At 43.3% G+C, this 14,832-nt stretch carries 23 protein-coding genes; 13 read left to right on the top strand and 10 right to left on the bottom strand.

Annotated features, from left to right (window positions below):
* Positions 1-14 precede the first annotated feature (14 nt).
* From H0266_RS16180 to H0266_RS16170, 3 genes are read right to left on the bottom strand one after another with little or no spacing between them, the layout of a single operon-like run.
* The gene (locus tag H0266_RS16180) at positions 15-467 is read right to left on the bottom strand and encodes a nucleoside deaminase (RefSeq protein WP_181473457.1); all 453 of its coding nucleotides are present in this window, start codon (positions 465-467) and stop codon (positions 15-17) included.
* Between the two features lie 11 nt (positions 468-478).
* The gene (locus tag H0266_RS16175) at positions 479-1,123 is read right to left on the bottom strand and encodes an MOSC domain-containing protein (RefSeq protein ID WP_181473456.1); all 645 of its coding nucleotides are present in this window, start codon (positions 1,121-1,123) and stop codon (positions 479-481) included.
* Positions 1,113-1,859 (bottom strand): YkgJ family cysteine cluster protein, encoded by a 747-nt coding sequence (locus H0266_RS16170; RefSeq protein ID WP_181473455.1) that lies wholly within the window; start codon positions 1,857-1,859, stop codon positions 1,113-1,115. Before H0266_RS16170 ends, H0266_RS16175 begins: the two co-directional genes overlap by 11 nt.
* 163 nt (positions 1,860-2,022) lie before the next feature.
* Here H0266_RS16170 and mreBH point away from each other — a divergent pair, with 163 nt between their 5' ends.
* On the top strand, positions 2,023-3,030 hold the full coding sequence (gene mreBH / locus H0266_RS16165) for a rod-share determining protein MreBH (RefSeq protein WP_181473454.1): 1,008 nt from the start codon (positions 2,023-2,025) through the stop codon (positions 3,028-3,030).
* 16 nt (positions 3,031-3,046) lie between these two features.
* On the opposite strand, the gene H0266_RS16160 is transcribed toward mreBH, so the two are convergent.
* The 3 genes from H0266_RS16160 to H0266_RS16150 all read right to left on the bottom strand — a co-directional run bounded on the left by H0266_RS16160 (position 3,047) and on the right by H0266_RS16150 (position 4,738).
* Positions 3,047-3,538, bottom strand: a complete 492-nt coding sequence (locus H0266_RS16160) for a DMT family transporter (protein WP_181473453.1) — start codon at positions 3,536-3,538, stop codon at positions 3,047-3,049.
* A gap of 12 nt (positions 3,539-3,550) precedes the next feature.
* Entirely contained in the window at positions 3,551-4,240 is a 690-nt protein-coding gene (locus tag H0266_RS16155; protein ID WP_181473452.1) for a Crp/Fnr family transcriptional regulator, read from the bottom strand.
* A gap of 72 nt (positions 4,241-4,312) precedes the next feature.
* Positions 4,313-4,738, bottom strand: a complete 426-nt coding sequence (locus H0266_RS16150) for a DMT family transporter (RefSeq protein WP_181473451.1) — start codon at positions 4,736-4,738, stop codon at positions 4,313-4,315.
* 247 nt (positions 4,739-4,985) lie between these two features.
* On the opposite strand from H0266_RS16150, the gene H0266_RS16145 reads away from it, so the two are divergent.
* From H0266_RS16145 to H0266_RS16135, 3 genes are all read left to right on the top strand, one after another.
* Complete coding sequence (locus H0266_RS16145; RefSeq protein WP_181473450.1) at positions 4,986-5,291, top strand: hypothetical protein; 306 nt, start codon at positions 4,986-4,988, stop codon at positions 5,289-5,291.
* 84 nt (positions 5,292-5,375) lie between these two features.
* Positions 5,376-5,708, top strand: a complete 333-nt coding sequence (locus H0266_RS16140) for a DUF1428 domain-containing protein (protein ID WP_246364081.1) — start codon at positions 5,376-5,378, stop codon at positions 5,706-5,708.
* A gap of 63 nt (positions 5,709-5,771) precedes the next feature.
* Positions 5,772-6,692, top strand: coding sequence for a ketopantoate reductase family protein (locus H0266_RS16135; protein ID WP_181473448.1), 921 nt, complete (start codon positions 5,772-5,774; stop codon positions 6,690-6,692).
* Positions 6,693-6,760: 68 nt separating this feature from the next.
* Here H0266_RS16135 and H0266_RS16130 read toward each other — a convergent pair whose 3' ends face one another.
* On the bottom strand, positions 6,761-7,357 hold the full coding sequence (locus H0266_RS16130; protein ID WP_343063315.1) for a M15 family metallopeptidase: 597 nt from the start codon (positions 7,355-7,357) through the stop codon (positions 6,761-6,763).
* A 173-nt stretch (positions 7,358-7,530) separates the two neighbouring features.
* Between H0266_RS16130 and H0266_RS16125 the strand changes: the two genes are divergently transcribed.
* The 7 genes from H0266_RS16125 to H0266_RS16095 all read left to right on the top strand — a co-directional run bounded on the left by H0266_RS16125 (position 7,531) and on the right by H0266_RS16095 (position 11,914).
* Positions 7,531-8,031, top strand: a complete 501-nt coding sequence (locus H0266_RS16125; protein ID WP_343063314.1) for a hypothetical protein — start codon at positions 7,531-7,533, stop codon at positions 8,029-8,031.
* Between the two features lie 84 nt (positions 8,032-8,115).
* Positions 8,116-8,265: a hypothetical protein gene (locus H0266_RS16120; RefSeq protein WP_181473446.1), complete on the top strand. Its 150-nt coding sequence runs from the start codon at positions 8,116-8,118 to the stop codon at positions 8,263-8,265.
* 18 nt (positions 8,266-8,283) lie between these two features.
* Positions 8,284-8,856: a hypothetical protein gene (locus tag H0266_RS16115; protein WP_181473445.1), complete on the top strand. Its 573-nt coding sequence runs from the start codon at positions 8,284-8,286 to the stop codon at positions 8,854-8,856.
* Positions 8,857-9,041: 185 nt separating this feature from the next.
* Positions 9,042-9,668 carry a hypothetical protein gene (locus H0266_RS16110; protein WP_181473444.1) on the top strand — a complete coding sequence of 209 codons (627 nt, stop codon included), beginning with the start codon at positions 9,042-9,044 and terminating at the stop codon, positions 9,666-9,668.
* A gap of 159 nt (positions 9,669-9,827) precedes the next feature.
* Complete coding sequence (locus H0266_RS16105) at positions 9,828-10,010, top strand: hypothetical protein (protein ID WP_181473443.1); 183 nt, start codon at positions 9,828-9,830, stop codon at positions 10,008-10,010.
* A gap of 23 nt (positions 10,011-10,033) precedes the next feature.
* The gene (locus H0266_RS16100) at positions 10,034-11,023 is read left to right on the top strand and encodes an acrylyl-CoA reductase family protein (protein ID WP_181473442.1); all 990 of its coding nucleotides are present in this window, start codon (positions 10,034-10,036) and stop codon (positions 11,021-11,023) included.
* A 498-nt stretch (positions 11,024-11,521) separates the two neighbouring features.
* On the top strand, positions 11,522-11,914 hold the full coding sequence (locus H0266_RS16095; protein WP_181473441.1) for a hypothetical protein: 393 nt from the start codon (positions 11,522-11,524) through the stop codon (positions 11,912-11,914).
* A gap of 84 nt (positions 11,915-11,998) precedes the next feature.
* On the opposite strand, the gene H0266_RS16090 is transcribed toward H0266_RS16095, so the two are convergent.
* The 3 genes from H0266_RS16090 to H0266_RS16080 all read right to left on the bottom strand — a co-directional run bounded on the left by H0266_RS16090 (position 11,999) and on the right by H0266_RS16080 (position 12,977).
* Complete coding sequence (locus H0266_RS16090; protein WP_181473440.1) at positions 11,999-12,193, bottom strand: YwbE family protein; 195 nt, start codon at positions 12,191-12,193, stop codon at positions 11,999-12,001.
* A gap of 55 nt (positions 12,194-12,248) precedes the next feature.
* Positions 12,249-12,458: a DUF2188 domain-containing protein gene (locus H0266_RS16085; protein WP_181473439.1), complete on the bottom strand. Its 210-nt coding sequence runs from the start codon at positions 12,456-12,458 to the stop codon at positions 12,249-12,251.
* Between the two features lie 63 nt (positions 12,459-12,521).
* Positions 12,522-12,977 carry a DUF2188 domain-containing protein gene (locus tag H0266_RS16080; RefSeq protein ID WP_181473438.1) on the bottom strand — a complete coding sequence of 152 codons (456 nt, stop codon included), beginning with the start codon at positions 12,975-12,977 and terminating at the stop codon, positions 12,522-12,524.
* A 135-nt stretch (positions 12,978-13,112) separates the two neighbouring features.
* On the opposite strand from H0266_RS16080, the gene pxpB reads away from it, so the two are divergent.
* On the top strand, positions 13,113-13,832 hold the full coding sequence (gene pxpB / locus H0266_RS16075) for a 5-oxoprolinase subunit PxpB (RefSeq protein WP_181473437.1): 720 nt from the start codon (positions 13,113-13,115) through the stop codon (positions 13,830-13,832).
* Complete coding sequence (locus H0266_RS16070) at positions 13,826-14,827, top strand: 5-oxoprolinase subunit C family protein (RefSeq protein ID WP_181473436.1); 1,002 nt, start codon at positions 13,826-13,828, stop codon at positions 14,825-14,827. Before pxpB ends, H0266_RS16070 begins: the two co-directional genes overlap by 7 nt.
* Positions 14,828-14,832 lie beyond the last annotated feature (5 nt).

Here is a 14,832-nt window from a genome sequence, read left to right as displayed (position 1 = left end):
CGGCGCCTCTCCTCTTACTCCTTAGTTTGGTAGTGCTTCATGGCATCTAACTGAGGATTTTTTACTGGTTGATGAATCATCGTGATTTGACGGTCTTCTTGTGGTTTTTGAAGATCCCTGTACACTTTTCCGGACATGCCGAGTCCTACTCCTGATGCCTCTTCTACGGATTGAGCATAATAGACCGTTTGGATCCCGGCAAAATACATGGCTGTCAAACACATAGGACATGGTTCGCCGCTGGCATACATGGTGCAGTCACTCAGGTCCGTTGACCCGCGCTTCAGCTGTTCTTTTCGCATAGCTACTATTTCTGCATGCCCCGTCACATCAGGCGTTTCATGCAACGTGTTTACACCCTCAGCGACCACTTCGTCATTTATTGTAAGAACGGCTCCAAATGGATGTCCCCCGTTGTCGACATTTTCAACAGCTAGCTGTAAAGCTCTATCCAACCACTCACTCATAACCTCATCTCCTATTTGTTTTTGATTCGCTTTTGTAAAGTTTCCTTCAAACCGCTAGCAAGAGCATCAACATTGATGATGCGCGTCAATTTCTCCTCATTATCGCGATCATGATACCGCACCTCATTGACGTCTTCCACTGTCACCTCATCAGGGTGCCTTTCCACTAAAGTCAAATCATCACCTGCTGTAACCCTTCCTTCTTGCAAGACTCTCAAATAGAAGCCTGTGTAACCCACCTTTGTCACTTGGGCCGGAAAATCATCAATACCATGCGTTCTCGCAATGATGTAACAGGGTTTTCTAGGCTCTGAGATTTGTAAAAGCGCATCACCGAGTCTGTATATGTCACCAATACAGGCTTCGCTCTCTCTAATTCCGTCAACGGTTAAGTTTTCCCCGAATGCCGGATGAGAGAACGCTTGATCATAGTGAGCCTCCCAATGTCGATAATGCTGGGCAGGATACAAACAGACCGCCTTATCACGTCCACCGTGATTCTTTTTATCAGCCTGTTCATCACCCTCGAAATTATAAAAAGTTAGGAAGGTCGGTTCTGAGACCGATGCTTTTCGGTAGGCGCTCTCAAGTTCCCCCTTATCTGTCTGGTAGACTTCAGGGCGTCCGACATTCAACGATAACAATTTATACTTCATGTAACGTCCCCTCTCTCCATTGATTGATCCACGCCGGGAGATAATCATAACTCCAAGCATCGCTCGGGTAATCGACAAACACATCTTCGCCGTTTTCATAAAGCACTTGAATCAACTCATTAATCGCTCCGAAATAAAAGGTGTAAAGAAACTCATAGCTGAAGGGTTCTTTCGGCATATCTTGTTCTGCACAAACTTGTGGATCACTATAATTCAAGTAAGTGCGACAAGGAATCGGGCGAATTTCATAAGCAATACAAAGCTGTGTTTCCGGATTCAGCATCGGACAAGGAAGGTTGAGCTGCTTGTACTCAAGTTTCGTCTTCGGGTCCTCGGTATCCATTTCCATACCCTTTGCAAGCTTATCTTTATACATCTCATAGTAGGATTCCCAATGCTTAAAGATCTCAGACTTCCTTTCCTCTGAGAACTGCTCTATGGAACGAAACATCATCTTTGCTTCCATACGACTAAGCACGATAGGAAAATAACAACAAAAAGCACAGCCCATGAAACAGTTCGGGCGCATGTCCGCAAATTCCTCCATACGCTCAATTTCATGATTCACTTCATTCAGCAGTCGTTGAAATCCTTGCAATACAACATCTTCCGTCGGTTGTTCAGTGTTTAAGAGATCGTCGATGATTTCATCAAAAAAACGAGCATCAATATCGTAATTTTGATTGATTTTTTCACATTTATCTATGATTTCTTGGTGATTTAAGAACCGGTTCATGAGGAAAAACTCCTTTGTATCAATTACTTCTATTATACATATCTAGGCGATTCGCTTCATATGTTTTGGCAAGCCACTAATTTCCTATTGTGAAACCCCCACAAAACTTCTATCATAATAGAAGTCATATAAGAGAATCTAGCATCTTTGGAGGTACGTCTAAATGTTTTCAAGCGCGGAAATCGGTATCGATCTTGGTACTGCTAATATATTAATATACTCTAAGTCTAAAGGAATTTTACTTAATGAGCCATCTGTGGTCGCCTACAACACCGATACCAAAAGTGTGGTCGCCGTAGGAAAAGAAGCGAAAGAAATGGTAGGAAAAACACCACGTAACGTTATTCCCGTCCGTCCACTGAGAGATGGGGTCATCGCTGATTTTGACATGACGGCTCAAATGTTGAAAGAGTTGATGAAAAAAGTAGCGAAAAAGTCAGGCATGTCCATGCGTAAACCGACTGTTGTCGTCTGTATCCCTTCTGGTTCAACATCTGTTGAGCAACGCGCCATCAAAAATGCCGTCAACAGTTACGGCGCGAAAGATGTCCAGTTAATCGAAGAACCGATCGCAGCAGCCATAGGTGCCGATTTACCTGTTGATGAACCGGTCGCCAATGTCATCGTCGATATCGGCGGAGGAACGAGTGAAGTAGCCATCATCTCATTCGGAGGAGTCGTCTCCTGTAAGTCAATTCGAACAGGCGGAGATGTGATGGATGAAGAAATCGTCAAATATGTCCGTAAAATGTACAATGTGTTGATTGGCGAACGAACAGCCGAACAAATTAAAATGGAGATTGGGTACGCCCTGATCGAGCACCCAGAAGCTACAATGGAAGTCAGAGGGCGCGACATGGTAACTGGCCTTCCTAAGACCATCGAGCTTACATCCACAGAGATTCAATCAGCCCTTCGTGAAACGCTGGAGCAGCTGTTGGAAACGGTCCGTGCCACACTCGAGGAATGTCCACCAGAATTAAGTGGAGATATCGTCGACCATGGTGTCATCTTAACAGGAGGCGGTTGTCTTCTGAACGGGATGCAAGAATGGTTATCGAATGAAATCTACGTACCCGTTCACATGGCACCAAGCCCTCTCGAGTCCGTAGCAATTGGAACAGGTCGTTCCTTATCTATGATGAAGAAACTACAAAAAGTCTCAAAATAAACGAAAAAAGAACGCTCTACACATCGTAGAGCGTTCTTTTTTCGTTTATTTTCTTTACTTTGCCTGAAACGTTGACCTTTCCGCCTAACTTGAACACGAGAACGCCGACGATAAGTAGCGCTAACCCGATGCCTTTCTGAAGCGTAAAAGCCATGGCCTCAAAGTTGAATAAACCGAACGTGTTGATGACAGAGGCCATGACGAGCTGGGACACCATTACGATACTGACCGCATAAGCAGGACCTAACAACGTCATCCCACGCATCAATCCATAAACGATCCCTACCCCGAAGACGCCGCCGAGTAAGTAAATCGGATTTACTCCACCTAAAGCAAGTAAGTGGGTGTCATCCATAATGAAGAAAACGGGAATCGATACGACCAACCCGATGCCTAGAACGATGGTAGTCGTCGCCCATGCTCCACCCTTTTCACTAATTCGTGTATTAAAAACGTTTTGAGTGCTGATCAATACACCCGCGACAATAGAAAGGACTATACCTAACATAAAATAACCCCTTTATTCATAAATGTTTCCATTCGCTTTTTCTCTCAGTAAATCCAAATCTTTAATCTTTATGGAACCTCGTTTACGCTCAATGATCCCTTTTTGGTGAAAACTAGAAAGAATTCGGTTCAAATGCCGATAGCTTGTGCCCATGACATCCGCAAACTCCTGTAAATTCGATGTGCGCATTTCCTCATGAAACATTGAACCTTTACCATCATCAGAAATTGATAATAAGTAACTTGCTAGACGTACGTCTGCCGGGTATAACATGTTCAACGTGGAAGCATGCGATTCTGTATAAAATTTATTGCTGATAACTTCGAGCAAAAACTCCAAGAACTTCGTATTTTGTCTTTCATAAGTTCTCAACTTTTGAAACGATACCCCAACCAAAAAGCCTTCTGTTACCGCTTCAACCGTATGAAATACTTCTGTTCCTTGAATATATTCTACATCACCGATGATGGCCATGGGAGTTTTGAACCTGAGGATGAGTCCCTTTCCCTCGGGAGAAATTGTATGGATTTTAATCTTTCCTGATAACAGAAAATACATGTGGTCGAGTTTATCCCCTTTGACACATATAATATCTCCCTGATTGATTTTGAAATAGCTCAATCGCCGGATTGTTTCTTTTGTAAATACTTTGTCTAAGTCGTAATCTTCTATGCCAACCGGGCAGTCTGTCACTTCTCTCATTGTTCTCCCTCTTTCTTTTTGAACATCATTAGTTTGTCTTTCACAGGAGTGGAACTTCAATGTCGATGACCATCACCATTTAAAAATAAGGACGCCGACAATCATCAGAACAATCCCCATTACTTGATGACGTTCAACCGGCAATTTGTCTTGACCGAACCACCCTCTTGATTCTACAACAAACGCTCCAAGTAATTGAGCTACCAGCAAAATTGAAATCGCTGCTGCCGGTCCTAATAATTGGATGGCGGTCAGTTCAGAGAACACAACCGGCACACCAAACGTTCCACCTATGAAGTAGACCGGATGAACAGCCCCCAACCCTTTCCTGTTTCCATCTCTAACAAAAGAGTAAATCAGAAGCGATAAGCTAAAAGCGACGGTATGCACCACGACGGTCGTGTGCCATCCACTTAACACTGTGCTCATATTTGAATTGAAGATCCCTTGTAGCGTAATACAAAGACCTGCAATGATTGAAAATAAAATCCCCTTCATAACGATGTCCCCTTCTTGATTTCTGTACTCATTGAAAACCATTTTCACATTCTAGAAAAGGACAAATGTCCGAAACTTTCCTATTATCTCCTAAAGGGTTTGAGCAAAATTCGTCGAATGAAATGATGAAGAGAGGGAATAGGAGTTTAGAGAGCTATTTTGTTAAAATAGAAAAGACGCTGATCTCGTAACGTATGGAAGACGTTTCAGCGCCTTAGCCTCAGTCAATGTTAGGAGTTTTGGAACTATGAAATTATCCACATTACTCAAATGGATTACAGGAGTATGCGAAGCTTTATTGGCCATTCCGCTTGCTGGAGGTCTTTTTGTATTAAGTGGAGGATGGGGAGCCCTTCTATTTATGTTCGTTGCCCATTTGATTACTTTAATCGTGGCCATCAATGATAACCGCACGTATGGCGGTAATATCCTAGGAATGATTACGAGCGCGGTCGCTGTGATTCCGATTGTAGGATGGATTATGCACACCGTTACGGCGATTGTATTACTTATCGACGCTGGTCGTTCGACGAGGAAGGATAAAACTGCGTAAACAGAAACTTCACCACAGGGGGAAACGATTATGTACACCGTCATTTGCTTTTTCAGGGTAAAAAGAAACAAGTTAGATGCTTTCATGAAGATGTCAAGACAGTCTGGAGAGATGTTGGAGTCTCATGGCACGTTAGAACACGACATGTATTTTTCTCACGAGCTTACAGGAAGGCAAGGCTCTATGGGCATATTGAATTTAATTGAAATGGATGAGGACGAAGAATTGATACTCGGGCAGTCCAAATTTAAAGATGAACAACACTATCATGAAGTGATGGCGTCAATAGGGTTTAATGACATCATCCATTACTTAGACGGCCACATCAAAGATATTGTAGAAATGAACCGTGTGGTGACGTCAAGTTTCAGCACGAAAGATCCAAGGGAATCACAGTCAAGTGGAGAAATGGTCTGACCATCTTCTCCCACTTCAGCTTTCACCCTAGAAAGCATATAAGTAGATAGGAGGAATCGATCAATGAAAATCGTCGTATTAGGAGCCGGTGCATTAGGAGCTTATTTTGGAGCTCGCTGGCAGGAAGCTGGACATGAAGTCATTAACCTCGTAAGAGACGGACGAGCTGAACAATTGGAAGAACAAGGGCTTCAATTACATAGTGCCATGGGGGATTATACCGTTCCTGAGCCTATCATCGCCACTAGTCCAGAACAAATCGAAGAACCGAATCTAGTCTTTTTAGCCGTCAAAGGATATCACCTTCACGGAACACTAGAGTGGCTCCACCAACTTGCACAGAAAGGCGCGAAAGTATTCCCTGTACTGAACGGTATGGAACATATCTCTATTTTACAAAAAGAGTTAGGAGAAGAAGCTGTATTAGGTGGACTCTCTTATATCATTGCCACTTTAGATGACCAGGGACATGTCGTTCATACGAGTGAATTCCATGACCTTGTCTTCGGTCCTCTTCACCCTTCACAACAACAAATTTGTGAAGAGCTTGCTTTAGCGTGTAATCAAGCGAATCTAAATGGAACGCTCAGCCCGAACATACTAGAAGATATGTGGAAGAAATATATGTTCATCTCAGCATTCTCTGGTATTACAGCCGCTGTCAATCAGCCAATCGGCGCGATAAAAAGCTATCCACAAACATTCCGTATCGCCGAGCGGGTGCTTGATGAAATGAAACAACTCGCTGTTGCACACAAGATCGAGTTGACGGACGAACATGTCGCGAACGCATTTGAACGTCTAAGAGGATTTGATTATGATATGACGTCTTCCATGCATCAAGACCGGCGCAAAGGGTTACCTCTAGAAGTGGAACATTTGCATGGTGGCGCCTTACGCCTAGGCAATGCCGTAAACCTATCGATGCCTTACACAGAAACCATTTATGGCATGATCAAACCATATGAAGCTTATGAACACTAAAAAAGCGACGATTCTATCGTTCCTTAAACCATCATAAAACCGTGCCCCTCAATATGAGGGACACGGTTTTATTCATCTGCGTATTCTTCCACTTTTGGACGCTCGCCTCGTTTCAACTCTCTAATGGATAAGCCGAAATCCATTTGTAGGTGCGGGTAATCTTTGAAGTTCCGCCAGTCACCGCCCCACTCAAAGCCCATATCTTTCGCAACAGCTACCACTTCCATCCAGTCCGCTTCACCGTTCTCATTATCGTCACGCTCCGTATCCCAAACAACGTCACCATTTGGAGTCCGCAATGCAAAGTCGATCGCCAATCCATAATTATGATAAGACTCACCGGCCTGTGCATTCGTGACGACCTGACCATCAGTCGAGCGCCCACGAGCATAAAGCTCATTTTGTCGCTCTTCCGTTCTGTGGCCTTCTGTGATGACAACATCAATTCCTTTTTTCTTTACAGAAGCAACGAGTTCATCTCGATATTTCTCAACTAAAGGATGAAGCATCGTTGGCAAAGGGACGTCTTCTTTCACTTTTTCTTCTTTATATGAATAAGACTTGAATATCGGAGATGGGTCAGCTTTCGGAAATACGACGAACAGAAGCACAGCCAAGCAACCGACAAACATGGCAAACGCTAATATATTGGAGAGGATTTTCACTGATTCAATCCTTTCTATGCGAATTCTATAATTTGAGAATACCATAGAAATAGATGGATAGAAATTGTTGTGTTTGAATACCCCTTTTTCCTAAATGTTAAATATAGTATATTGAAGAAAATGAAGAATAGTGGAGAAGATTGCCAAATTATCATCCAGTGAGGTAGATGACTATGAAATCCGTTTACATCCTATTATCCAACACAGGGTCTTTGCCAAACCGCGCGATCAAAGCCGTTACAGCCGCTCCTTATAATCATGCTTCTTTGGCTCTAGACCAAGATATGACACGTATATACAGTTTCGGCCGTAGAAAGCCGACGAACCCGTTTTGGGGAGGCTTTGTAGAAGAGGATTTTGTTCAAGGTACATTCAGTTGGTATCCCTACAGTACTTGTGCAGTCTATGAACTTCAATTGTCCAGAAGAAACTACCAAAAGCTTGAACGAATCGTTCATGCATTCAAAAGGAATCACAAAACTTTTTTATATAATTATGTGGGACTCTTAGGTGTGCCCGTCAATCAACCGATTGATGTTCCGGCCAGCTACTTTTGTTCTCAATTTGTCTCTGAAGTCCTGAAACGCTCCGGGACAACTTTGTTTCTTAAACCAAGTCCACTCGTGACACCCGATGATTTCAGACACCATGAAGACTTGACTCTAATCTACTAAGGGCCATTATATGAGTATCCATTCCTGCATTCTCACAAACTCTATCATCCGAAGAAATACCGCTCCTTCCCTTTCAGAAAATATATGAAGCAGCAAGTGAAATCGGAGGTGCTTGGAATCTATGAAGAAAATGGTCGTACTTATCAATTCAGGGACGGATTTATTAAACCGAAGAAAATCCTCGTGTCTCGCAGTTGGCATCACTTGAAACGTTGGTTCTCTTCAGATAAGTAAAGAAAGGATGGATGTAGATTGAGAATATGGCTTATGGTGATCGTTGCCTCGATTCTACTGTTCCCAGTATCTACTATAGCCAGTATGGAACCTTCAGAGATAGAAGAAATCAAACGACAAGCACCTCTACATATTATCGGAACCGTAAAGAACGATTCGCTGACCGAAGACCTGTCTGATCAAAGCACTTCCCCGGAACAGTTGAGACAGATGAAATTACGCATCTCAAAGGTTGTAAAGAAACCGGATGAAGTCGACTTATCAATCAATGATTCTTTTGATGTTATCTATACTTACATCCCTTCATGGGTCGCAATGAACGGCGGGAAAAAGGTCGATATCTATGAAGGGGACCAGATTGAGATTTGGCTGGAACGAGGTGAGCATGGTTGGGAACCAGCTTCCGGCGGCGACACGATCGATCACCTTACTTACGTCGAGAACAGATCAGAACCCATTCCAGAACCTTGGACTCATTGGATCAAGGAAACGTTCCGTGAATACATAGGAGTTGTCGTGATGAGTATGTTCGTTCTTGCGATTATTATGGTTCTATTTCTCACAAGACGTTTTTACTTACCGAAGGGTTAAGAAATCCCAATGGACAGCGTATGGCCTTCTCCCTCTTTCAATTTAGGGAAACAAATCCATATAATGTAGGAACTTATTAGAACAAGCATCATAAGGCCTTGAAGGAGCATAAACTATTTACAGCATTCGACATACAAGAAAAGTGATATACTTAGGATAGATTATTAGAAAAAGGAGCAGACTTCATGAAACGGCTCATACAAAAACCGACAAAATCAATCTATGAGCTTATGATGATTGCCCTTGCCGGTCTTTCTGTTGCAACCATCTGGAAACAAACGGGGTATGATAGCTATATCGTTTGGGGGACATGGTCGATTTTCTTCATCGATTTCTTATTCCGGCTTTACCGGAGTGACAGTAAATGGGGCTTCATAAAAAAACATCCTTTCATTGTCATTGCCGCCATCCCTTTAGATGCCATTTTTCAATTTGCAAGATTTGCACGCATCCTTCATTTGCTACGGCTGAAGTCCATGACTAAATACTACACCATGCCTTTTATTCGATTTTTGAAACGGCAACACCTGCTGCTTGTTGCTGGGATAACGTTCGGCCTCGTCTTTTTGTTGATTATCCCGTTACATCTCTTGGAAGGAGAGCCTTATGCCGATGCATGGCTAAGTGCCTTACTCTCTCTCACCTTCTTCGGGAGAAGCGGATTCGAACCTGCAACAGCGGGGGGCCAAATCATTATTGTCATTTTCACCATTTTAGGAGTCATCCTTCATGGTCTGATCATCAGTACAGCGTTCGATTACTTGATTCAATCCCCCTTAGGGCAAAAAATTAAAGAGCACTTCAGTCGATGACCACTTCTATTTAAGAAGTGGCTTTTTTTGTACCTTACTTGGCTAAGTAAAGACTTACTATAGAGCACTTATAAAGAGTTTTGTATGTGTTTACATACGTTTATCATATGACAAATAAAGGTATATCACCAAGGAGAAATGATTCTTGGAGGTGCAAACATGAGTGAAAATCACAAAAAGAAGAAAAAGGAAGATTTTGAAGAGAAGTTCGAGAAAGAAAAGCTCATTGACGGCATTCCAGACACGGAAGTGAGAAAAGAGAAGAAAGAAGAGAAGGATGGACCCCATTCTAAGAACGATTCCGTGACAGAAGAAGAGTACGATGAGGATTTGCGTCCATAACTACGATTGATGAGGTGTAACCGGTGACAACATTTCAAGCATATCAAATTCATAAAGACGAAGACTCGTACGAGGCTTCTATTCGAACATTACATGTAAAAGATTTGAAGAAGAGCGATGTTCTCATTAAAGTTCACTACTCGAGTGTGAATTACAAAGATGGAATTGTCTCTCAAGAGGGAAATCCGATGGTGGAGCAATATCCGATCATCCCTGGCATAGACCTAGCCGGAGAGGTAGTGAAGTCACAGGATGAACGCTTTAAAAAAGGCGACCGCGTTATTGCTACAAGCTATGAGATTGGTGTCAACCACCATGGCGGATTCAGTGAATATGCAAGCATACCTGCGGATTGGATCGTGCCTCTTCCCGAAGGACTGACACTTGAAGAGTCTATGATTTACGGAACCGCAGGATTCACTGCCGGGCTGTCCATTCATCGTTTGGAACAAAATGGCCTTACCTCTGATCAAGGACCTGTTCTAGTTACAGGAGCCTCTGGCGGAGTGGGAAGTATGGCCGTTGCCATGTTAGCAAAAAGAGGATATAACGTGGAGGCGAGCACAGGCAGTTCTGAGCACGAAGAATATTTAAAGCGGCTTGGCGCAGAAAAAGTAATAACTAGAGAAGAAGTGTACGACGGCACCCTCAAACCCATTCGTAGTGAGCGTTGGGCTGCCGCTGTTGACCCTGTTGGAGGAGAACAACTCGCCTCCCTATTAAGTCAACTACAATATAACGGAGGAGCTGCCGTAAGCGGTTTGACAGGTGGAACCGAAATACCTACACAAGTTTACCCGTTCATTCTAAGGGGTATCAGTCTTATTGGAATAGATTCTGTTCAATGTCCGATGGAGACAAGGAAAAAAGTATGGCACAGGTTAGCGAATGATTTAAAGACGAAAGAAACGTTCGACGATATGAAAGTCGTCATTTCATTGCAAGAGGTCCCGGAGACGCTACAGCAAATCTTAGCTGGCCAAACACGCGGCCGAACAATCATAAAATTTTAAAACACAAATGGTGGTCCGATTCAAAACGAACACTTGACTCGATATAAATTCTGATGTATCATGAATTATTGTGCCTTTCAAAGGTAAATCGGAAAAGGAAAGAGTGATTGTATGAGACTGGCATTCTGCTACGTTTTGATACGACTTAATCACACTGGATCAGCTTCGGAGCTGTAAGGATGCAATAGAGGTAGGGATTGCGTCGTTTAAGTTGAAAAACTACCATGTAGAATTTTATGAACCGCGGCAAAAATGGATCAAAGAATCCTGCACTTGTAAAAAAACAAGTTTTTCCGACATATAAAACCCTACTCTTGTGTCAGGGCTACACAAGAGCTCATGTGGATCATAAGGCACGTTTATAGACCACACAAGGTAATAAGGCCCGTTACAAAAGCGAGTTGGACACAGTCCAGCTCGCTTTTTCCAATTCATGAAGTTTAGCTTTTCTCCATCATGGTAATATAAGTCATAGAAGGAATAGAGGAGGAACTAGATATGTCCCAATACTTAGATCGAGTCGAACCGGAAGAAGTCAGGTTCCTAATGGATTTCTCAGAATTCAAGGAATATGTGACCGAGATGCTAGGTGACGCGAACGATCTCGTCACGATCGATATTCAATATGATAAAATCGAAGACCGCACGGGAGCAACCATCATTCGCCCAATGGTCAAACTCAATGAAATCAGCACGCTTAACGAAGAACAGCGTCACTTGATTTTGGATTCCGGTTTCTCCATTGACCGTGAACCTTTTGATAACGGTGATTACGCAATGGAACAAATTTTCGGACCTCAGTACACAATCGCAAACGCTACAGAGGACGCGGACGGCTCTTTCTTCACGATTGAGATGCCTTATCGCTTTTTCATTTCTCAGAAGAATTGACTCTTTGAATAAAACCAACTTTAGCTTTTCATCACATAAAAAGAACCTGACGAACGCTTTCAGTTAAGCGCTTGTCAGGTTCTTTTATTCGATAATTTGTTTCACACGGCCGACTTGACCGTCTTGTAATCGCACCTTGATACCATGTGGGTGCTGAGGGGATTTCGTTAAAATGTCTTTGACGACACCACGAGTCAACGCACCCGTACGCTGATCTTTCTTCAGCACGATGTCCACTTCTTTACCTGGTTGAATGTTACTTCTTGTTTGTCCGTTCATCGTTCACCACCTCGCAATCTTCTCCCATCATATCATAGGAAGAATGCGTGTGCTTTTATTTCTGGTAAGAGAATTGGTTCTGGATTGATCCGTCTTTCTTATGGATGATCGCTGACGTTCCTTTGTTCTCGGCGATTTCTTTAGCACGATCGATTGCATCTTGTTTATTTTCGAACACCTTCGTCGGCTGATCCGCCCCTTCTGCCTGTACTGCCCACCCATCTTCATGAGAAACAACGTGTTCAGATTGATTTCGAGTCTCCATTAATAATTCCTCCTTTTTGTATCGTTACTTATCCATTACCTTTTGGAAAATAATTCAAACCACTTATTGTTCATAGGATGTCTTTTCTTGAATGGATCCATCCTGCTTATGGATGATGACTTGTGTCCCCTTATTTTTGGCGATCTCTTTGGCACGCTTAACCGCCTCAGGCTTATTCTCGAACACATCGGATGCTTGTTTTGCATCTTCTGCTTGTACCGCCCACCCGTTTTCATGCGCGACAACGTGTTCTCCTTTATCTAGTAATTCCGGGCGGCTATCATACTCCTCTTCATCATGATCTTTCAGTTTCTGATCACTCGCCTGTTTCATTCTTCGAATTTCTTGTTGATCGGCATTGTCATACCACTCTTTCGCTTGTTCAATCGCGATTGGAATCGCCTGATCCTCTTTATAACCTTCTTCCGTCATGGCATTCGCAATATCAATTGCTTTTTTCCTCACTGGCGTATCGAGATTCTTCAGTGAGCTAGGATAATCATTGGTATCCCACGGCATATTTATCCACTCCTTTTCACCTTTGTTGATACCATTACCGCATTAGGCAAGTAAATAAACAAAATCTACCACATTTGAAAGGGGAACGTAAATCGGATAGCATAATGATATAGCGTGTTGAAAGGAGACAAAATTATGGACGTAACCTACTCCCCTTTAGGAGATCAAGCGATAACGATAAAGTTCGGTACAAGCATAGACCTTGACGTTCATCAGAAAGTGAAACAATTTGCCTCTTACATCGATCAGCATTCGATCGAATGGATGGTTGAGTATATCCCCACTTTTACAACCGTCACCATGTACTACGATCCTATGAAAATACTCAGAAAAAGCACTGATCCAGAGACTCTCCCCTATGAATGGGTGCGTCAAAGGATTGAAGAATGGCTGAAAGATCTCACATCCACAACAACTGGAACGCCACGTACGATTACAATACCCGTCTGTTATGGTGGCGAGTTCGGTCCTGATCTACATGCTGTCGCTACATACAATCAGTTAGAAGAGCAAGACGTTATCAACCTCCACTTACAAGGAGACTACCTTGTGTATATGATCGGATTCGCACCAGGGTTCCCCTACATCGGCGGAATGGACGAAACGATTTCTATGCCTAGAAAAGAAGAACCACGCCAAAGTATTCCTGAAGGATCTGTCGGCATTGCCGGCAAGCAGACGGGGGTCTACTCCATCGAGACCCCGGGAGGATGGCAATTGATCGGTCGCACACCATTACGACTATTCAGACCAGAGGAATCTCCCCCTTCCCTGTTACAAGCAGGAGACCGGATTGTATTCACGTCTATCACAGAGGAAGAATTTTATACATTAAAGGAGGATCCATCATGCTGAAGGTGATGAAGTCAGGTCTAATGACTACGATTCAAGATCTGGGTCGACATGGCTACCAGAAAGAAGGGGTTGTCGTCAGTGGCGCGATGGACGAAGTAGCTCATCGTGTGTCTAATCGTCTGGTGGGTAATCCCTCTTCTTTCCCGACTTTAGAAATCACTTTAATGGGGCCTGTCATAGAATTTGAAGAAGATGCGTTGATCGCCCTCTGTGGTGGAGACCTTGCCCCTTTGATTGATGGCCATCCCGTCGATAGTTGGCGTCCGATTTTTGTTAGAAAAGGCTGTGAGCTAAGATTCGGACGTCTACAAACAGGATTCCGCGTTTACATGGCGGTTGCGGGTGGTTACGATATCCCTCCTGTGATGCATAGCACCTCTACCTACCTGCGTGCAAAACTGGGCGGTTATAAAGGCAGGGCCCTAGAAGATGGCGATCGCCTCTCTACGCTTTCTCCTTCTGAAGAAGTCTATCGTGTAATGGAGAGATTGCGTCATGAATGTGGTGATGCTTCCTTTAAGGAAGATCGATTCCGAGTCGCTACAGACTTCACTCACCCCGTCGAATCCGGTCAGACCATTCGGGTAACCAAAGGGACGGAATATGATTCTTTCTCAACAGAGAGTGTACAAGCTTTTGAGACAGAACCCTTTACGATCAACTCCAAATCTGACCGAATGGGATGTAGATTGATTGGACCAGCTCTAACACGTCAAACGGACGAAGATTTGATTTCTGAGGCTGTCGCGTTTGGCACCATTCAAGTACCTACAGACGGAACCCCCATTCTATTGTTGGCTGATCGACAAACAACAGGCGGTTATCCAAGAATCGCCCAAGTCGCTACTGTAGACTTACCTAAAGTAGCCCAGTTAAAACCGGGAGAAGACATTCATTTTGAACTGATTACCCATGAGCAATCGCAATGGCTTTATGTAGAGAGAGAAAAACGATTGCAGCAACTTTTTGTAGGAATTCAATCCAAATTCAATTAGGAGGT

Origin of the sequence: Halobacillus locisalis (assembly GCF_013694105.1) — a bacterium.
Classification (GTDB): Bacteria; Bacillota; Bacilli; order Bacillales; family Halobacillaceae; genus Halobacillus; species Halobacillus locisalis.
This window is presented reverse-complemented; position numbering and strand designations above follow the sequence as displayed.